The sequence below is a fragment of the Haematospirillum jordaniae genome (assembly GCF_001611975.1).
In the GTDB taxonomy this organism is placed as follows: Bacteria; Pseudomonadota; Alphaproteobacteria; order Rhodospirillales; family Rhodospirillaceae; genus Haematospirillum; species Haematospirillum jordaniae.
Genome location: NZ_CP014525.1, coordinates 200821 through 219608 on the forward strand (window position 1 = coordinate 200821; position 18788 = coordinate 219608).

The window sequence follows — 18788 nt, forward strand, 5'->3', positions numbered from 1 at the left end:
CCTGAAACATCAAAATTCACTGCTACGCAGCGATCCCCGCTTTTCTAACACCCCACGCCTCATCCTGCAATTCAGGATTAAGAACGCCAGCGTGCCGGGGATCACGAATGCAACCCCCGGCAAAACTGGAATAGCAGAACGGAAATTACTTCAGCTCAACCTTGGCACCAGCCTTTTCAAGCTGGTCCTTGATCTTCTGGGCATCTTCCTTGGAAGCAGCTTCCTTCACGGTCTTCGGCGCACCTTCAACCAGATCCTTGGCTTCCTTCAGACCCAGACCGGTGATCGCACGAACTTCCTTGATCACGTTGATCTTGTCTTTCGCATCGACAGAAGCGAGAACAACATCAAACTCTGTCTTTTCTTCAGCAGCCGGGGCAGCAGCGCCCGGGGCAGCAGCAGCGACAGCCACCGGAGCGGCAGCGGAAACGCCCCACTTCTCTTCCAGCAGCTTGGACAGTTCAGCGGCTTCAAGAACAGTCAAGGAGGACAGTTCATCAACAAGCTTGGCAAGATCAGCCATTTTTTTACTCCGTATGTCAGCCGGGCCCAATACACATCAAGCAATCCGGCAAATGTTTTTCTTCCCCGCCTACTGCGGGAAAACAGCGACTCAGGCGGCCTCGCCCTTGGTTGCATAGGCACTGAGAACACGGGCCACGCCGGCGCCGGGCTGAGACAGCACGGTCGCCACACGTGTGGCCGGAGTTTGCAGCATGCCAACCAGCTTGGCACGAAGTTCATCGAGACTGGGCAAGGATGCCAAGGCCTTGACGCCATCGACGTTCAGGGCATTTCCATCCATGACACCGCCAAGAATAATCAACTTTGGATTCGTCTTGGCAAACTCGACCATAGCCTTCGCAGCAGCTACCGGATCAGCCGACACGGCCATGCCGGTCGGTCCGGTAAGAAGGCTGGAAAGGCCATCAAACTTCGTACCCTCAAGAGCAATACGCGTGAGCCGATTCTTGGTTACACGGAAACTGGCGCCTACTGCGCGCATCTGCTTACGAAGAGCTTCCAGATCCGCCACGGTCAGCCCAGAATAATGGGCAACCACGACGGTGGATACTTCTCCGAACAGACCGTGGAGTTCGGACACCAACTCCTGTTTCTGTTCACGGTTCACGGTGCGTCTCCGCTTCTTCACCCTGATCCGGCAAACATACCGGACAGGATTGGTTGCGACGTCCTCCAATACAAGAAGTACGGAGGGTATCATCTGCCCCGGAAGCTGAAACTCGACAACGGAACTCTGACACACAAGCATCAGGAAAACCGACTGACAAACTCTTCAACTCCCGTCTGTACAGGTGGGGCGCTCCCCTCTTAGACCTTACCTACGCAAGGCACCCGTAGTCTTGGACAGGTTATAAACCCCGGCTTAACCGGAGCCTCTGCCAAGGCGGCATAAAAACCGCCCTAACAGATAGCAGCATTACCCCGCAATGGAAGCAATACTGACTTTAACGCCCGGCCCCATGGTGGAGCTGAGCGAAACTTTCTGCATATAGGACCCTTTCGCCCCAGATGGCTTCGCCTTCTGAAGAGCATCAACAAAAGCCCGAACATTCTCTACCAGCTTACCCTCATCAAAGGAAGCCTTACCGATACCTGCATGAACAATACCGGCCTTTTCGACACGGAACTGAACCTGACCTGCCTTGGCTGCCTTGACAGCAGAGGCAACATCCACCGTCACTGTACCCAGCTTTGGATTAGGCATCAGACCACGAGGACCAAGAATCTTTGCAACACGTCCGACCAGACCCATCATATCGGGCGATGCAATGCAACGATCAAAGTCAATCTTGCCCTGCTGGATTGATTCCAGAAGCTCCTCGGCACCGACAATATCAGCTCCAGCAGCCTTCGCTTCATCAGCCTTGCCGGCCTTTGCAAACACAGCAACCCGAACAGCTTTTCCTGTTCCGTGCGGCAACTCCACAACACCGCGAACCATCTGGTCGGCGTGCCGGGGATCAACACCCAGATTAACGGCAACCTCGATTGTCTCGTCAAATTTGGCCCGAGAGCCTCCTTTTACAAGACCAACCGCTTCAACTAATGTATACAGCTTCTCGCGATTAACGCCTTCATAAGCTGCGGACAGACGCTTGCCAAGCTTTGCCATCGTCCCTTACTCCTCAACCACCAGACCCATGGAACGAGCAGAGCCCCTGATCATCTCAGCGGCCGATTCAATTGTATCGCAGTTAAGATCAACCATCTTAACCTGAGCAATCTTGTGAATCTGCGCCATAGTGATCCGGCCAACGCTTGCACCACGACCCGGCGTTGTAGACCCTTTGGCAACACTGGCTTCTTTCTTCAAGAAGTAGCTGACAGGCGGCGTCTTGAGAACAAAAGAGAACGTACGATCGCCATAGGCCGTGATGACAACAGGAATTGGCGTACCCGGCTCAATCCCTTGGGTTGCCGCATTGAAGCCCTTACAGAACTCCATGATATTCAGACCACGCTGACCAAGCGCCGGACCAATCGGCGGAGATGGATTAGCTTTGCCTGCCGGCACCTGCAGCTTGACATAACCAACTATTTTTTTTGCCATTTTTTACCTCATCACAAAGAAAGGCGGTGGTACAGCCCGGCACAGGCCTCCCACACAAAAACTCCCGAGCAGCGCAAACCGCATACAGCAGGAGCCCCCTAGACCTTTTCGACCTGGGAGAACTCAAGATCTACGGGCGTAGCACGACCGAAGATAGACACAGAAACCTTCAAACGGGCACGCTCTTCATCGACTTCTTCAACCATTCCATTGAAGGAAGCAAATGGGCCATCCGCAACACGAATCTGCTCACCCACCTCGAACGTAACAGAGGACTTGGGATGCTCAACACCCTCACGCACTTGATTGATAATGCGCTCAGCCTCTTGCTGAGTGATCGGAACAGGGCGCCCGCGGCCACCCAAGAATCCAGTGACTTTCGGCGTATCCTTCACCAAATGCCAGCTTTCATCTGTCATCTGCATCTTGAGAAGGACATAGCCGGGGAAAAACTTGCGATCGGCATGGACCTTGGAGCCGCGGCGGATCTCCACCACCTCCTCGGTCGGCACCATAATTTCCTCAAACTGCGCATCCAGCCCCTTGCGAACAGCCTGCTCGCGAATGGACTGGGCAACCTTGTTCTCAAACCCGGAATAAACGTGCAGAACGTACCAACGCGCTTCCATAGATCAGCCTCCCAGGCCAAAAATCAGCTTCACGCCCCAAGCAAGAACCTGGTCTACCATCAAGAAAAAAAGCGCCGCGAGAACAACCATCACAAAGACCATGACGGTAGACACCGCCGCCTCCTTGCGGGTTGGCCACACAACACGCGCAACCTCTTGGCGGACCTGCCGCACAAACTGACCAGGATTGGTTTTTGCCATGGCTCTACTCAACACCCACCGGAAAACTGCACAACACCAAACGCCGGAAACGATACGAACAAGAGGCTCCAGACCAACTCGCGGAGGAGCCACACGCAAGCACCAACACGATACGACAGCGCCCGGCACTGGCCGGGCACGGTCTTTCAGCAATCCTTGGCAGGGGCGGCAGGGATCGAACCCGCAACCCCCGGTTTTGGAGACCGGTGCTCTACCAGTTGAGCTACACCCCTTCAGGACGCCTAGACCGAACCAAAACGCATAACACGCACATTAACAGTGCAAATTTTGCCTTGGCTTCTTCCGGAATGACCGGAGCGGCAGGGTATAACCGGACACCCCGGAAAGATCAAGCCTTTTCCGGAAGATTTCATTCAAACCTTCCGGAACGACTTCGATTTTGGATTGTTACTTGTTAATTTTGGAGACGACGCCGGCACCGACGGTTCTGCCGCCTTCGCGGATGGCGAAGCGGAGACCTTCATCCATGGCGATAGGGGCAATCAGGCGAACGCTGATACGGATATTGTCTCCAGGCATGACCATCTCAGTACCTTCCGGCAGTGCGATTGTTCCGGTCACGTCGGTGGTACGGAAGTAGAACTGCGGGCGGTAGTTGGAGAAGAACGGCGTATGACGGCCTCCTTCGTCCTTCGACAGAATATAGCATTCCGATTCAAACTCGGTATGCGGCGTAATCGAACCTGGCTTGGCCAGAACTTGGCCACGCACCACGTCATCGCGCTTCACGCCACGCAGCAGCGCACCGATATTGTCACCGGCCTCACCCTGGTCCAGAAGCTTGCGGAACATTTCAACGCCGGTACAGGTGGTCTTGGTGGTATCTTTCAGCCCAATGATCTCGACTTCGTCGTTGACCTTCAGGATACCGCGCTCTACACGACCGGTCGCAACGGTACCACGACCGGAGATCGTGAACACATCTTCAATCGGCATCAGGAACGGCAGGTCTTTCGGACGATCCGGCTGCGGAATGTATTCATCAACAGCGCGCATCAGCTCCAGAATCGCTTCCTTGCCGATCTTTGGGTCGCTATCTTCCAGAACGGCCAACGCAGAGCCCTTGATGATGGGAATATCATCCCCGGGGAAGTCATACGAAGACAGAAGCTCGCGGATTTCCAGCTCAACCAGCTCCAGAAGCTCCGGATCGTCAACCTGATCAACCTTGTTCAGGAACACAACCAAGGCCGGAACACCAACCTGACGAGCCAGAAGAATGTGTTCGCGGGTCTGCGGCATCGGACCATCTGCAGCCGAAACAACCAGAATAGCGCCATCCATCTGTGCAGCACCGGTGATCATGTTCTTCACATAGTCAGCGTGACCCGGGCAGTCAACGTGCGCGTAGTGGCGGTTTGTCGTCTCATACTCAACATGGGCCGTCGAGATCGTAATACCGCGAGCGCGTTCTTCGGGGGCCTTGTCAATCTGGTCGTACGCGGAAAACGTAGCGCCACCCGTCTCAGCCAATACCTTCGTGATCGCCGCCGTCAATGACGTCTTACCATGGTCAACGTGGCCAATCGTGCCAACGTTGCAGTGCGGCTTCGTCCGCTCAAATTTTGCCTTGCTCATTTCAGCACATGCCTTCTGAATGCTACTTGCTAGGGGGATTGACGTGCGCCAAGGCCGCCCCCGGCACAACACCAGAGAATGTTCAGTGCATTGGAGCGGGTGATGGGAATCGAACCCACGTAGCCAGCTTGGAAGGCTGGAGCTTTGCCATTAAGCTACACCCGCACACCTGTACCTTGTCATACACGCAGCGCAAGGAGCTGTATGACGCTGCTGTATGGTGGAGGGGGTAGGATTCGAACCTACGTAGACATCCGTCGGCAGATTTACAGTCTGCTGCCATTAACCACTCGGCCACCCCTCCATGGGTACCGCGATAACCCGCATCAGCGGGAGGCCCGGGTTTACTAGGACACAGCCCCCCTTGTCAACGGGAAAATAAGCCCTACTCTGCACGCCAACCTATTCCGGTACCCTTACTTTTCAGGAGTCCCATATGTCCCGCAAGCCGCGTTCCCAAACCTCCGGACGACGCGACACCCCCCGCCCCCGTCCAGCAGGTCACCAGCGCGAAGAGCGTACCCGGCATCCCGATGCGGGAACAGGTATCTGGCTGTACGGAAAGCACCCCGTGGAAGCGGCACTGCTCAACCCGGATCGCCCGTGTATACAGCTGATGGCTACACGTGACGTGCTAGAGACAATGGATACAGCCGCCAAGCAGGCACTCCGCCAGATTCCCTCCACGATCATAGACCGGGAAGAACTGGATCTTCTTCTACCACCCGGCAGCGTGCACCAAGGCCTTGCCCTGCAGGTCAGAGCCTTGCCCACCATCGGCACAGAAGATGTTGTTTCCAAATCCAGAAATATGGATTCAGCAACCGTGCTGATCCTAGATCAGGTGACAGACCCACACAATGTCGGAGCCATCATCCGGTCAGCCGCCGCATTTGGGGCATTGGCTGTTATTATACAGGACCGGCATTCGCCGGAAGAAACAGGGACACTGGCCAAATCCGCATCCGGCGCCTTGGAACGCATGCCCCTGATACGCGTTTCCAACTTGGTACGGGCTATGTCTGTTCTCAAGGACGGCGGTTTCTGGATAGCCGGATTGACCGCGGATGCCCCCTCCACCCTTCCGGAAGCACGACTATCAGGAAAAATAGCGCTGACACTTGGATCAGAGGGAAGCGGCCTGCGTCGGTTAACCCGTGAAAACTGCGATATTCTCACGTCCCTGCCCATGAGCGGAGCCGTCGAGAGTCTGAACGTTTCCAATGCCGCCGCCGTGGCCTTATACGAGCTTTTCCGGACACAAACAGCAAGAACGGTATAAAAAACATACTGTCAGACATAAAAAAGGGGTTTCCCTCTGGCGAGCAGCAGTTTATTTAGTGCCGCAGCCAGATCATGCCCCTATAGCTCAGCTGGTAGAGCACCTGATTTGTAATCAGGGGGTCGCGGGTTCAAGTCCTGCTGGGGGCACCAGATATCACAAGGGCCCCGGATGTCACCAGAAGTCCGGGGCCCTTGTCTGTTCCAACCCCATCCGGTTTGGAACAACACACGTATTCGTCTCGCCAGAAACGCGCGATCTATCATTCAGGCCACAACATAAACGCCTTAGAATCAGCACGATACATTCTCTTCCGGTATTCTTGAACAGGACTACCGGAGGAAAAATGCATGATCACATGCATGCATGTGGACGCAGGGCGCCCCCAGGGTAAGAGTGGAGGGAGAGATGCGCACACATACAACTGACTCTGGCTGTTGTGGCGCAACAGGGGCACAGCAGGATTCTGCGTATGGCAGATTCGCCACAGACAACACCAACGTTTCTGTATCCAGGCATCTTAGTCATTGCCCTGATGCTTTGGCTGCCACCGCGCCCTGCCTTCGGATCTCCCGAGACCGGGGCCGATGAAAGCATCATGCAAATCTCCGTGGCCTTTGCTGAATGCTCTGGCTTCTATCGCGCCTTGTCGATGGCGAGTCGCAACCGCAGGACAGCAGAACAGATAGGGCAAATCGGTACCGACGTCGGCGTAACAGCAACCCTGATCGCATCCCTATCCATGGAATGGGACCAAGCCATGTCCTTTACCCGCCACGTTGCCGGTCAATCCGCATCACGCTGGAAACCTGCTATCAATGCCCGCAATCCGTCTGTTCTCCAACACTACCTTGCCTGCGAGAGCTTGGGTGCCCTTCATGGAGATCTATCCATAGAGGGCCAAGACAGAACTATTCCTGACAACCCATGACTGTGTTAGCCTGTGTCATCAACGGGCTTTGAAGCGTGCTGCCATGACCCGCCCCTCTGTTTTCCAGACTGACGACACGGAAGGCCTGCAGCAACGGCGCAGGTTTCTGGACGAGGTTGAGATCTCCATCAGGTCGGCAAACCGTGAAATTATTCACGAAAAGGTTCCTCACTTTACTAGGGACTCCTTTTTTCGCGTCGCTGTCTCCGTTGCACGCTTGCGGGCCAGCTATCTGCTTGCTGTTACAACCATGGACTGGCAACGCGCCTCAGAGACGGGCATTCGGGATATCGGACGCCTGCGCACCATGTATGAAGAAGCACGTGAAGGCCTTGTCGCATTGGAACACGCCATAGAGGTCGGCTACGTCGACATTGTTGAAGATGCCATCCCCATGCCACCACCACCACCGGAGCCACAGGAATGACACTCCCTCCCCGTCAGGATCGTCCCTTGCCACCACCGGTTCGGCGCGGCGAAGGTCCGGGCCTTCCCTTGCCGGGGCGGCCTGCCACCCCCACTGCACAAGCACTCGGATTACGGGGATCAAAGGCACCACGGACAGCGCCCAACGAAAAGGTATGTCAAAAATGCGGCGCCCTGTTCCGGTGGGAACACCCCGGTGCCGACCAGCAGGGAGCGCCGCTGACGCTCAAGCTGATGACACCGGGGCAAAAGTGCGACTGCGGCTATGGGGCCGTACGCACAAAACCACGCAAACCCTGACCCCTACCACAAGACCGGCAGGTGCCTATCCAAGACAACAGCCAGGAAGATAAGGGACAGATATTGCATTGACCCCAGAAAGACCTGCCGTGCCTCTGGCCGGCCCGGGACACGGAACAGCCGTATATTCTGCCAAAGGAACAGCAACGCAGCTCCTGTCGAGACAGCACCATACACCGCCCCCAGAAGCCCCATCACCCAAGGAACCGCTGCAGACATCACCAGAAGAATGGTGTTGCCCAGAATCCACCGTGAACAACGGGCTTCCCCAACCAGAACCGGCAACATAGGAACACCAACGCCGGCATAATCATCCTTGAGCAGGATAGCCAAGGCCCAGAAATGGGAAGGCGTCCAGAGAAACAAGGTAATCGCCATAAGTACGGGCAACAGCCAAACACCGGGATCAAAGGCCGCTGCACCCGCCAGAACAGCAAAACTGCCCGCAGCCCCGCCAATGACAATGTTCAGCCATGTGCGACGCTTGAGCCAGACCGTATAGACAATGGCATAAATAAACGCCCCCAAGAAAAGGTGCAGCGCCACGGCCCAGTTAAAAGCCCCTAAGGCCAGCCACAGGCCAGCCACAAGAAGAAGCCCCGAAAACCACAAGGCATGCACCGGCTTGCTGATAAGTCCAGCAGCCAAAGGACGACCGGCCGTGCGCTTCATCCGGCGATCAATGTCACGATCATAGAAATGATTGAAGACGGACGAACCCGCAGACCCAAGAAGCATGGCCAAGACCAGAACCACCAAGGCGGCCGGATCCAAGCGTTCGGCAACGGCTGCATAGCCAACGGCTGCAGTCAGCGCAATCATGACACCAATTCTGGGCTTGCACAGCTCCAGATAACCAAAAAAATTCATAGGACTCCCCTTCCCTCCAAACCCCTCGGATCATCACCCCAGAACAGACCACTCAGGTCTTTGCCAAATACCGGCCTCCACTCTCCGTCAGGGATTCAGACAAGACAGATGGCGGCCCCAGCAACCGGGATCCAATAATCCAGACAAAAGACGCACCCCCGATAACAGCAATCAAGGCTCCACAACCCATCGCCAGCATCGACACGATCTCGAGGGGCGTATCCAACCCTTGGCTTCCCCCGGCGGTCTTGCGCGCAACACCAGAACTACCGGCAACAAACAGTCCTCCGGCGTGCAAGAGCTGCCCGGCTCCATACAGTCCCAGACATCTCAGGACGGAGCGCATGCGAACCAGGGAATAGCCAAGCCATGGCAACAACACCGTGGCGAGAAAAACCATCAGGGCCAGCATCACTCCGCCAATCACAAGGTGATAATGAGCTGGTGTGCGCGTGTCTCCTCCTCCTAGGACATAGCCAAACAGACCACCGATCACAAACAGCAGACACGACAACCCAAGCCCTGTCCCCTGCACCGTTCCTGGCTTCAACCCCCTGCACAACAGGGCGCCCACAAGCCCTGCGACAGCAAGAAAGGGCTGGCCAATCAATCCCAGCTGATACAGCAGAGTAAAGTGCGAGAACAAACGCGCATCACGTGGATCCAGAAACAAATAAAGAAACGGACCAAGCAAGGCCACAGACACGACAAGCACAACAATGGTGCGCAGCAAACCGGAAGACAGCGGATATTCCCCGTGCAGGCGACGCCCGACATCCTGCCAGATCAGCACCATCATCAGGAAATTCAGGAACTGCAACAGATGACCTGTTCCCCAAAACAGGGTTTCGTTGAAAGGAACGGACTGAAGCCCGGACGGCATAGTCAGTGCCGCTAGGACACAGCATACCAGCGCCAGAAACCATACCGCCGCCAACCCACGGGCGCAGAACAAACAAGCTCCGGAATCCCGGCCATCGGGCCACATCAGAACACGATAGAAAGGAGCGCTGAATGCGACGCCAAGCAACACCAGACCAAGCCCGAAAACCGGGTGGCCAATAACCGGCACATAGTTATTCAGGGATGGCTCCCCAAGGCCAAGAGAAAATGGAACCAGAAGCAGAACCATTCCCCCCATCGCCAAGGACGGAGCAAAACGGAAGAGATCCGTCCGTTCTTCTGAAAAGTAGGGACTGCTGCGTGCTGCAACAAGATAGGTACATACAGCAGCCGCCATGCCCAGATACCATATGACAACACTGAAAATAACGTGCGTAACCAGTGCCGCCCGGAAAAAGTGAACTGGCAAATACTCCTGCACGCCCGGTGTCCGCGACAAGGCAAGCAAAAGGGCAAGCCCCCCGGCAAGAGCAAGAGAAGACAGCGACAGCAGAACCCAGTACCGCGTTTCTGAGCGCAGGCTTCTAGGCACCGGGATCATAGACCGGAGAACGGTTCTGCCCTTCATGGCAATACCCCTAGAGGCCAACAAGCCCTATCTTGACGATAATACCAACATAGAAGCCCAGCGCCAGAACCGTAAGAAATACCCCAAGAAGAACATTTCGCCAGAACAAGCGTGAAGAATGCTTCTGCGTTATATCAACAGCAACCCCTGTTATATCGGTCATACTTCCCCCTTACCGATCCCCTTGAATCAACACAAAATGATCATCTCCTGAAATGATCGGAAGGGACTTTATACACTTCATAAGCAATCTGGAAGATGTATTATTGTCGATGCATCTATACAATCATTCGTCATAACACATATACGACCATCATTTACTGTCATAGATACAGAACGTATTATCAAACAGACTTCCGGATAAACCTCCTTCCCCGTATAGTACATGGCATGTGGATCCAAGACGCGGAGACTGGTCATGTCAACAGAGACGTCCGAAGAGTACCATCGCAATGCGCATCCAGAACAAGCCGTCTCCCCCGAAGCCGCCGCCAGCCTATGGTATGGAAGCACCTCGTGGCCGGGGATACGCAGCGTCAGCGTTGACCAGACAACCCGCTGGCTGGCCCGGGGGTGGGATGATCTAATGACAGCTCCCGCGATCAGCTTGGGCTACGGGGCTGTTTTTTCCGTTATTGCCTGGCTGATGGCCTCCGGTCTTTTTGCCGTTGGCATGGAGTCCCTTCTGGTCCCCCTAGTTGCCGGCTTCATGCTAATTGCCCCATTTGCCGCCGTTGGTCTTTATGAAGTCAGCCGCCTGCACGCTGAAAACCAGCCTGTAACGTTTTCGGATACTCTCAAGGTCTACAAACGCAATTCCATGCAACTTGGCATGATTGGCATGACCTTGATGGTTGCCATGATGCTGTGGTTTGTTGTGTCACTTGTGCTGTTTGCAATCTTCTTCAGCAGTGCACCACCAAATATGAGCAACTTCATCGGCTCACTGCTGGCATCGCCGCAAGCTCCCCCCTTTCTGGCACTGGGCACCCTGATTGGCGGTTTTATCGCCGCCGGTGTTTTTGCCATATCGGCAATCAGCCTGCCTATGGTGATTGACCGCAACATATCCGCCTATGCCGCCATGATTACCAGCGTCCGCGCCGTATACGGCAACAAACACGCCATGTTTGGCTGGGCTGCAGCCATTGTCCTGATTACAGGCGTCGGAATCGGAACGTTCTTTATTGGCCTGATTGTGACTTTGCCTCTGATTGCACATGCATCATGGCATGCATACAAGGCGATGGTTGACTAGCAGCAGCCGGTTATTCCTCCGTTGGCAGAATCGGGACGGCTGATCAGCATGATCCGCTGTCCCGGACCTTTTTCGCTTGATGCCAGTGTCACGCCAGCTTTCTGACACAGTGCACGAAAGTCGCTTTCATTAATGCGGTCATCACAAATAACTCTCAAGCTCTCACCGGGATGAAGGTCTGCAACCGCACGAAGAGTCCTCAAGACAGGCAGCGGACAGGACATACCACGACAATCCAGCTCATGACAGGGCACACGACCCAAAACCCCACTCCCCGCATAATCTGAACATAGAGATGCACTTACAGCATCAGGGGAGTATGAATATAGATCCGTTTCATGTCTTGTGGAAATCCGCCATGCACGCTTCACACACAGAAGACAACCACCAACCCCGTATCCAGATTGAAACCCCGGAAACCATCATGATATGGCTGGAACGCGGGGAGGCCATCCTGATCGATGTGCGGGAAGAGCACGAATATCACGCAGAACACATCCCGGGCTCTATTTTAATACCCCTCAGCCGCTTTGACCCCTCAGACATTCCGGATACAACGGGTAAAAAACTGGTTCTCCACTGCCGCAGCGGACAGCGATGCGGCGTCGCTTCTGGCATTCTGGCTGCAGCAGGATTCTCACAGGACCTGTTCCGTATGGAAGGAGGAATCCTGAACTGGGCGCAAAGAGGCGGCAAGACCCGACGCAGTGGCCCATAACACCAATTCCGGAACAGGGCCACTTGGCTGCATGGCCCTGTTTCAGCATAATTAAGGGCCAACAGATTGCAATCTGACGGTCACAGGACATCATGAGAGCAACAGGCATGTCCCTGCGATAGAGAACCGTGATCGTTGGGCCTCCTTCCAAGAGGACAAACCCATGGCTTCGTTTCTGGCATTAATGAAGCGCCTGATGGGGATAAAAAGACCCCCTCCCCTTGCTTCTAACCCTACCTCAGCCTTACCAGCATGCACCATAAGAGGCGAAAATGGTCTGCGTGGGTTTTTGGTACTGATTGACGAAACACCAGAAATCCAGGCCGTCATACGCTATGTCGCCTGGAGGGCCTACAATGAAGCAGCCCGCATAACACTGCTGAGCGTTGCCCCCTCCTCTGAACAAACGGACTGGATCTTTGTTGGCTCCAGAATACGTTATGATTCCGTACAACAGGCCGAAGAACGCCTGCAAAGAGCTGCCGCTGAGATACACCGGATCAGCGGAGTCTTTTCCCAACTGATCCTGCGGGAAGGCGATACCCTGCAAGAGGTTCTGTCTGTCTTGGACGAATACCGGGACATTACCATTATGGTCACGGCATCTAGGCCACATGGGGAGGGAATGGCTCCTCTGATACAGGCTGTTACAGCAACATCTCTACCCGTTCCAGTCACAATCATTCCAGGATTCCTGACACCCGTAGATATTGACGCACTGTGCTGAAGCAGCGCATTCCAGAGCCCGGAAACACTGCAGCCGGACACGACATGCCCGGCTGCATAAAAACACATAATAAAGAAAAAAGATCAGGTCAGTCGACGCAGAAGACGCAGGAAAGTCTGCTGTTCCCGCGGCGTCAGCGGGGCTAGCGTCTGTTCGGCAGCCCTAGCAACAGCCTGCACAGCAGAAGAAACCATCCGACGCCCATCAGACGTAGCCGTTAACTTGACACGCCTGCGGTCCCGCTCGTCAGCGCAACGCTCTATCATGCCCCTTTCACTCAATCGCCTCACTACACCCTGCATGGTTGCAGCATCCATGCCGATCAGGCGACCAAGGGAGTTCTGGGAAACAGTCCCCTTTTCCAGCAACTTAACCAAAGCAGAGAACTGCGGCAACGTGAACTCCGCGCTTCCCAGCTGGGACTGGAAAATGGCCGTAGCCCGCTGATTGGCTTTACGAAGCAAATGCCCTATCTGCTCTTCAAGCACAACTGGAACGGGACTCTCATCGACCCGGACGTTTCTTTGATGGTGATCCGGAACTTCGGAAGCATGGTCTTTCGTCAGCGTCAGGACGTCTTCATACATCTCTTTATTACCCCACACTGTTACGTTCGGGACCGGTGTCCTCGCCCGCACCGGTTTTCCCTTCATGCACCGTGATACAGAGTTATCGGTATGATGGCAAAGAAAAAGAAAGCCTATGGTTGCAAGCATTATACAGCCAAAGTATAGGCAATATGCGCGCACTTGGTAAAATATAGATATATTACATTCACTTAGCTATATTCATCAGCATGAAAGCCAACAAAAATAACGTCGTGCAACCTGTAAATTTTAACAGGTAACACCATTCGTAGGCTCTACCAACCCAACCGTACCACAGCCCCTGAACCATCGAAAAAATAAAGAAAGGAAGTGAGAAAAGACCGAATGCACGCATGAGATCAGGCACAAGAACTATCGCAAGAAGAGTATTCTACAGCAAAGAATTCTGCGTCCCTGTCAGCAAGGTACGCACAGGACACAGGCATGCCTTTTTCTTGCAGATTGCCCCAGGCAAAAAAGGTCGATATGGTGTACCCCCTACGGCGCAAGCCCCCCTGCCACGATTTGCCAAAAAACGCAAGATATTGACGCAAATCAAAATACATTTACTATATATAGACGTGACGACAATCACGCGGCCAAACAGGGCCTGCCGTAAAGACGGGGGTCGCGGTGTCCGCAGCGGGCTGTTCTCACCCGGTTGACGTCGCACTGCTTGAATGTATCTGGACCCCATGGAAAGGAGCTGAAAAGAGCCGCCGCGTGCCTGAAAAAGGTACAACTCTGCCATCACCGCACTGCTCAGTGCCTTGACCATGTCCTGCAAAGACCCCCCCGGGAGATATCGTCGTGCTTAATGCCGTACAGCTTGCCACCCCCCCTCAGATCCGGATCAATACCGCACACGATGAACTGCTGACCAATTTTGGAAAAGCAGTTCTTACAGATCGTTACCTTCTCCCCGACGAAAGCTACCAAGATCTTTTTGCCCGGGTTGCCAGTGCCTATGCTGACGACGATGAGCATGCGTGCCGTCTGTATGACTATATTTCCAAGCTATGGTTCATGCCGGCAACGCCAGTTCTATCGAACGGCGGATCAAGCCGCGGACTTCCCATATCCTGCTTCCTGAACGAAGCGGATGATTCCCTTGCTGGTATCGTTGATCTATGGACTGAAAATGTATGGCTGGCTGCCCGTGGGGGGGGTATCGGCAGCTATTGGGGGAACCTGCGTTCTATCGGTGAAAAGGTTGGAACGGTTGGAAAGACGTCGGGCGTTGTCCCCTTTATCCGGGTTATGGACAGCCTGACCTTAGCTATTTCCCAAGGGTCATTGCGGCGCGGTTCCGCTGCGGTATATCTCCCGGTCTGGCATCCGGAGATCGAGGAGTTTATCGAGCTGCGCCGTCCGACCGGGGGGGATCCCAACCGCAAAGCCCTGAACCTGCATCATGGCATTTTGCTGTCTGACGCATTTATGGACGCTGTGGAAAAAGATGGCGACTGGGCCCTGATCAGCCCGCGGGATGGCCAGGTCATGCGACAGGTCAAGGCTCGCGCCCTGTGGATCCGCATCCTGCTGGCCCGAGTTGAAACCGGGGAACCATACATTATCTACTCTGATACAGTGAACCGTGCCCTTCCCGAACACCAGAAAAGGGCCGGACTGAGCGTACGCACGTCTAACCTGTGTGCCGAAATTACCTTGCCGACGGGGCGGGATCATCTTGGGCATGACCGCACGGCGGTGTGCTGCCTGTCGTCCCTGAATCTTGAAACCTATATGGAATGGAAAGACGAGCCCCGCTTTATCGAAGACGTGATGCGTTTTCTTGATAACGTACTGCAAGACTTCATCGATCGGGCACCGGACAGCATGGCCAAGGCAAAGTACTCTGCCATGCGCGAGCGCTCTGTTGGCCTAGGAGTCATGGGGTACCATTCGTTTCTTCAGAACAACATGATTCCGTTCGAGTCTGTCATGGCAAAGGTCTGGAACCGAACGATTTTCCGGCACATCAAGACACAGGCTGACGCTGCATCCCGTGCCCTGGCTGCCGAGCGGGGTCCATGCCCAGATGCTGCTGATTATGGAATTATGGAGCGCTTCTCCAATAAAACAGCAATTGCGCCAACCGCATCCATTTCGATTATTTGCGGCGGAACCAGCCCAGGCATTGAACCCATTGCCGCAAACGCCTTTACCCACAAAACGCTTTCCGGCAGTTTCTTGGTACGCAATCGCGCCTTGGAAAAAGTATTAGCTGACAAAGGGCGCAACGACGAGGAAACTTGGACCTCGATTACAGTCAATGAAGGTTCCGTGCAGCACTTGGATTTCCTAACCCAGGACGAAAAAGATGTTTTCAAGACAGCCTTTGAGCTGGACCAGCGCTGGATCATCGAACATGCCGCGGACAGAGCACCACTGGTTGACCAAGCCCAGTCTCTGAACATTTTCCTGCCCGCAGATGTACATAAGCGGGACCTGCACCAGATCCACATGCTGGCGTGGAAGAAAGGCGTCAAAAGCCTGTACTATTGTCGCTCCAAGTCCTTGCAAAGGGCAGAGGTAGTATCGGCCCGTGACCGAGTTGCCAGCAACACACTCCCTGTTGAACAGGACAATGCAGGCAGTATCCCAACCAACTACGAAGAATGCCTAGCCTGCCAGTAAACCGCTTACCAGGCCCCGCTTCTCGCTCTGCACTCTATCCGGACGTATTATTGCCATGTCACTGTTGACCCCTACGAACCACGTCTACAAGCCATTTCGCTATCCTTGGTGCTACGATGCTTGGCTGATCCAACAACAGCTCCACTGGCTACCGGAAGAAGTGCCCTTGGCCGAAGACGTCAAGGACTGGCGCCATAAGCTGAGTGAAGCTGAGCAGCATCTCCTGACCCAGATTTTCCGCTTCTTCACTCAGTCTGATATCGAGGTGAACAACTGCTACATGCGCAACTACACGCGCGTGTTTCAACCAACCGAAGTACAGATGATGCTCGCGGCCTTTTCCAACATGGAAACCATTCATATTGCTGCGTATGCCCATCTTCTGGACACCATCGGGATGCCCGAAACAGAATATGCTGCCTTCCTCCACTACAAGGAAATGAAGGACAAGTACGACTATATGCAGCTGTGGGGCGTTGAAACACCCGCCGATATTGCCCGAACACTGGCCGTCTTTGGCGCCTTTACCGAGGGACTCCAACTCTTTGCCAGCTTTGCCATCCTGCTCAACTTCCCGCGCTTCAACAAAATGAAGGGTATGGGGCAGATTGTGACTTGGTCTGTGCGTGATGAAACCCTGCACTGCAATTCTATCATCCGCCTTTACAAGACATTCCTAGGGGAAAACCCGGATATTGACCAAGCGGCCTTGGCACAAGATCTGAGACAAGCGTGCCAGACCATTGTAGGGCTGGAAGATGCATTCATCGATCTGGCCTTTGAAGCCGGTCCGGTAGAAGGCCTGACAGCACACGACATCAAGGACTATATCCGCTACATCGCGGATCTACGCCTGACCCAGCTTGGTCTGGAACCCGCTTACCATATTGCCCGCAACCCGCTGCCTTGGCTGGATGCAATCCTGAACGGGGTCGAGCACACCAACTTCTTCGAGAACCGGGCAACCGAGTATTCCAAGGCGGCCACACGCGGCAGCTGGGAAGATGCCTTTGCATAAGGACGTTGTGCTTTACATTGATTCGGATGCCTGCCCGGTCAAGGAAGATGCTGTCCGGGCAGCACGCCGTCATGGTATTGCCGTGGTGCTGGTCGGGAACCAGTGGATCCGCTCGCTGGAGGGAACACACATCCGGCAGGTTGTTGTGCCGGTAGAGCCAGATGCCGCAGATCACTGGATTGCCGCCGAGATTGGAAATGGCGATATCTGCATTACAAACGACATCCCGCTGGCCGCCCGTTGTGTAGAGGCAGGTGCAACAGCCCTGTCTCCATCCGGGCGTATCCTAGATGCAGCCTCGGCAGGCATGGCCTTGGCTGTTCGTGACTTGATGACCAACCTGCGCGACAGTGGCGAAATCACGGGGGGACCACGCCCTTATTCATCCCGTGACCGGCAGGCTTTTCTGAATGCCCTTGAACGTCTTCTTGTCAGAAGCAAAACGTAGCACATACCCGAAAAGAAGGTTTCTGGTGTCTCCAAGCCGACCCCTTGTGTGTCGCGACAGAAATACGGGCTGTTAATGACGATAGCCAGCCAATCCACCCCTTGTGGTGATCTGTAGCCTGCCGGCAACACTTTTACGAAGTGCCCAAGGTTCAACACACCGAAAACAAAGGAACCCTGATCAAACGCCCCACGTTCCCGGCCCTGACCGAGCACAACCTCGGCACATACCCTAGTCACTTTGCCTGCCTTGACCCCCAGCACCCCCTGCCCGATCATCAGGACCTTGGCATGGACCACAGCGTGCAAGCTTCTGGTCCATAGCTCGCTTTGTGCATGCACGACAATGCAGGTGGAGTTCTGATGACCAAGCAGTCAGACGAGCCAGAAGCAGTCCTAGGGCGCGAGTTTGGTAATCTTGCCGCAGCCGTTACTGCCATGTCCCGGGAGATTCAGGGCGCTGTGGTCAAAGCCATACGCGATGAAATCAACCGCATGGCTGCAGATGGTGTTCTGATCAAACCGGTCACTCCTGAACAGCCTGAGGCAAACCGCCCGCGCTCACTCCACGACGGAAACTTCAGCCTAGTACGCGATGGATTGCAGGAGCTGGTCGAACGGATCGAAATGACCCGTGACCATGTATCAGCACTAACCCCGGCCGCAGGAGAGAGTGATCAAATTCTGGCGGCAACATCGGAATTAAAGTCGGTTGTTGATGCAACCGAGCAAGCGACCCAAACCATTTTGACCGCAACAGAAGCCATACAAGCCATCATCGATCAGGCACATACCGCTGGCGATCTTGATACCGGCCTGTACCAAAAGCTGGGCGAACAATCGATTCAGATCATGACAGCCTGCAGCTTCCAAGATCTGACCGGGCAAAGGATATCCGCAACGGTCAACACCCTGATGCACGTGGAAGCCGAACTGAAACGGCTAGTCGAACTGTGGGAAATCGAAGAAGGGCTTGCCAAGGCAGAAAATGTGCGCAACCGCCCCAATGACAACCGCCCGGACAAGCACCTCCTCCACGGACCACAAGCCGATGGCAAGGGTGTATCCCAAGACGATATCGATTCCATGCTGCGCAACTGGTAAAAGCC

General features: G+C 54.7%; 23 protein-coding genes and 4 tRNA genes. 12 read left to right on the forward strand and 15 right to left on the reverse strand.

All coding sequences use genetic code 11. The features are described 5' to 3' along the window. Positions 1-145 precede the first annotated feature (145 nt). The 10 genes from rplL to AY555_RS01050 form a co-directional block, all read right to left on the reverse strand. The gene (rplL, locus tag AY555_RS01005; protein ID WP_066132261.1) at positions 146-523 is read right to left on the reverse strand and encodes a 50S ribosomal protein L7/L12; all 378 of its coding nucleotides are present in this window, start codon (positions 521-523) and stop codon (positions 146-148) included. Positions 524-613: 90 nt separating this feature from the next. Further along, a complete protein-coding gene (rplJ, locus tag AY555_RS01010; RefSeq protein ID WP_066136312.1) occupies positions 614-1132 on the reverse strand; it encodes a 50S ribosomal protein L10 in 519 nt (172 codons plus the stop codon). Between the two features lie 309 nt (positions 1133-1441). Further along, entirely contained in the window at positions 1442-2137 is a 696-nt protein-coding gene (gene rplA / locus AY555_RS01015) for a 50S ribosomal protein L1 (protein WP_066132264.1), read from the reverse strand. Between the two features lie 6 nt (positions 2138-2143). After that, complete coding sequence (gene rplK / locus AY555_RS01020; RefSeq protein ID WP_066132267.1) at positions 2144-2575, reverse strand: 50S ribosomal protein L11; 432 nt, start codon at positions 2573-2575, stop codon at positions 2144-2146. 98 nt (positions 2576-2673) lie between these two features. Then, complete coding sequence (gene nusG, locus AY555_RS01025; RefSeq protein WP_066132269.1) at positions 2674-3204, reverse strand: transcription termination/antitermination protein NusG; 531 nt, start codon at positions 3202-3204, stop codon at positions 2674-2676. Between the two features lie 3 nt (positions 3205-3207). Continuing rightward, a complete protein-coding gene (secE, locus tag AY555_RS01030) occupies positions 3208-3405 on the reverse strand; it encodes a preprotein translocase subunit SecE (RefSeq protein WP_066132271.1) in 198 nt (65 codons plus the stop codon). A 157-nt stretch (positions 3406-3562) separates the two neighbouring features. Continuing rightward, positions 3563-3638: transfer RNA gene (locus AY555_RS01035), tRNA-Trp, on the reverse strand. Between the two features lie 175 nt (positions 3639-3813). Beyond that, a complete protein-coding gene (gene tuf / locus AY555_RS01040; RefSeq protein WP_066132245.1) occupies positions 3814-5004 on the reverse strand; it encodes an elongation factor Tu in 1191 nt (396 codons plus the stop codon). Between the two features lie 91 nt (positions 5005-5095). Next, positions 5096-5169: transfer RNA gene (locus AY555_RS01045), tRNA-Gly, on the reverse strand. 53 nt (positions 5170-5222) lie between these two features. Next, positions 5223-5308 (reverse strand) — tRNA-Tyr (locus tag AY555_RS01050). A 132-nt stretch (positions 5309-5440) separates the two neighbouring features. Here AY555_RS01050 and rlmB point away from each other — a divergent pair. The 5 genes from rlmB to AY555_RS01075 all read left to right on the forward strand — a co-directional run bounded on the left by rlmB (position 5441) and on the right by AY555_RS01075 (position 7943). Beyond that, positions 5441-6286, forward strand: a complete 846-nt coding sequence (gene rlmB / locus AY555_RS01055) for a 23S rRNA (guanosine(2251)-2'-O)-methyltransferase RlmB (protein ID WP_066132276.1) — start codon at positions 5441-5443, stop codon at positions 6284-6286. A gap of 76 nt (positions 6287-6362) precedes the next feature. Beyond that, positions 6363-6438 (forward strand) — tRNA-Thr (locus AY555_RS01060). A gap of 320 nt (positions 6439-6758) precedes the next feature. Beyond that, a complete protein-coding gene (locus AY555_RS01065; protein ID WP_066132278.1) occupies positions 6759-7217 on the forward strand; it encodes a hypothetical protein in 459 nt (152 codons plus the stop codon). 43 nt (positions 7218-7260) lie between these two features. Further along, a complete protein-coding gene (locus tag AY555_RS01070) occupies positions 7261-7644 on the forward strand; it encodes a hypothetical protein (RefSeq protein WP_156483248.1) in 384 nt (127 codons plus the stop codon). After that, positions 7641-7943, forward strand: coding sequence for a hypothetical protein (locus AY555_RS01075; protein WP_066132284.1), 303 nt, complete (start codon positions 7641-7643; stop codon positions 7941-7943). The genes AY555_RS01070 and AY555_RS01075 overlap by 4 nt, the downstream gene beginning before the upstream one ends. 3 nt (positions 7944-7946) lie before the next feature. On the opposite strand, the gene cyoE is transcribed toward AY555_RS01075, so the two are convergent. From cyoE to AY555_RS11720, 3 genes are read right to left on the reverse strand one after another with little or no spacing between them, the layout of a single operon-like run. After that, a complete protein-coding gene (cyoE, locus tag AY555_RS01080) occupies positions 7947-8813 on the reverse strand; it encodes a heme o synthase (protein ID WP_066132287.1) in 867 nt (288 codons plus the stop codon). Positions 8814-8865: 52 nt separating this feature from the next. Then, the gene (locus tag AY555_RS01085) at positions 8866-10284 is read right to left on the reverse strand and encodes a cbb3-type cytochrome c oxidase subunit I (protein WP_082811780.1); all 1419 of its coding nucleotides are present in this window, start codon (positions 10282-10284) and stop codon (positions 8866-8868) included. A gap of 10 nt (positions 10285-10294) precedes the next feature. Beyond that, positions 10295-10447 (reverse strand): hypothetical protein, encoded by a 153-nt coding sequence (locus AY555_RS11720; RefSeq protein WP_156483249.1) that lies wholly within the window; start codon positions 10445-10447, stop codon positions 10295-10297. A gap of 255 nt (positions 10448-10702) precedes the next feature. On the opposite strand from AY555_RS11720, the gene AY555_RS01090 reads away from it, so the two are divergent. Then, positions 10703-11542 carry a DUF2189 domain-containing protein gene (locus tag AY555_RS01090; protein ID WP_167798461.1) on the forward strand — a complete coding sequence of 280 codons (840 nt, stop codon included), beginning with the start codon at positions 10703-10705 and terminating at the stop codon, positions 11540-11542. On the opposite strand, the gene AY555_RS01095 is transcribed toward AY555_RS01090, so the two are convergent. Further along, entirely contained in the window at positions 11539-11913 is a 375-nt protein-coding gene (locus tag AY555_RS01095; RefSeq protein WP_322099096.1) for a sulfurtransferase TusA family protein, read from the reverse strand. The genes AY555_RS01090 and AY555_RS01095 overlap by 4 nt on opposite strands. Here AY555_RS01095 and AY555_RS01100 point away from each other — a divergent pair. Together AY555_RS01100 and AY555_RS01105 are read left to right on the forward strand one after the other, a co-directional pair. Next, complete coding sequence (locus AY555_RS01100; RefSeq protein ID WP_066136318.1) at positions 11901-12260, forward strand: rhodanese-like domain-containing protein; 360 nt, start codon at positions 11901-11903, stop codon at positions 12258-12260. The two genes, AY555_RS01095 and AY555_RS01100, sit on opposite strands and share 13 nt — an antisense overlap. Before the next feature lie 163 nt (positions 12261-12423). Next, positions 12424-12987: a universal stress protein gene (locus AY555_RS01105; protein ID WP_066132296.1), complete on the forward strand. Its 564-nt coding sequence runs from the start codon at positions 12424-12426 to the stop codon at positions 12985-12987. Positions 12988-13070: 83 nt separating this feature from the next. Here AY555_RS01105 and AY555_RS01110 read toward each other — a convergent pair whose 3' ends face one another. Then, the gene (locus tag AY555_RS01110; protein ID WP_082811783.1) at positions 13071-13574 is read right to left on the reverse strand and encodes a MarR family winged helix-turn-helix transcriptional regulator; all 504 of its coding nucleotides are present in this window, start codon (positions 13572-13574) and stop codon (positions 13071-13073) included. An 810-nt stretch (positions 13575-14384) separates the two neighbouring features. On the opposite strand from AY555_RS01110, the gene AY555_RS01120 reads away from it, so the two are divergent. The 4 genes from AY555_RS01120 to AY555_RS01135 all read left to right on the forward strand — a co-directional run bounded on the left by AY555_RS01120 (position 14385) and on the right by AY555_RS01135 (position 18783). Beyond that, the gene (locus AY555_RS01120) at positions 14385-16214 is read left to right on the forward strand and encodes a ribonucleoside-diphosphate reductase subunit alpha (protein WP_082811784.1); all 1830 of its coding nucleotides are present in this window, start codon (positions 14385-14387) and stop codon (positions 16212-16214) included. A 55-nt stretch (positions 16215-16269) separates the two neighbouring features. Further along, positions 16270-17232 carry a ribonucleotide-diphosphate reductase subunit beta gene (locus tag AY555_RS01125; RefSeq protein WP_066132305.1) on the forward strand — a complete coding sequence of 321 codons (963 nt, stop codon included), beginning with the start codon at positions 16270-16272 and terminating at the stop codon, positions 17230-17232. After that, complete coding sequence (locus AY555_RS01130) at positions 17219-17680, forward strand: YaiI/YqxD family protein (RefSeq protein ID WP_209315858.1); 462 nt, start codon at positions 17219-17221, stop codon at positions 17678-17680. The genes AY555_RS01125 and AY555_RS01130 overlap by 14 nt, the downstream gene beginning before the upstream one ends. 362 nt (positions 17681-18042) lie before the next feature. Next, on the forward strand, positions 18043-18783 hold the full coding sequence (locus AY555_RS01135; RefSeq protein ID WP_066132308.1) for a protein phosphatase CheZ: 741 nt from the start codon (positions 18043-18045) through the stop codon (positions 18781-18783). Positions 18784-18788: the final 5 nt, after the last annotated feature.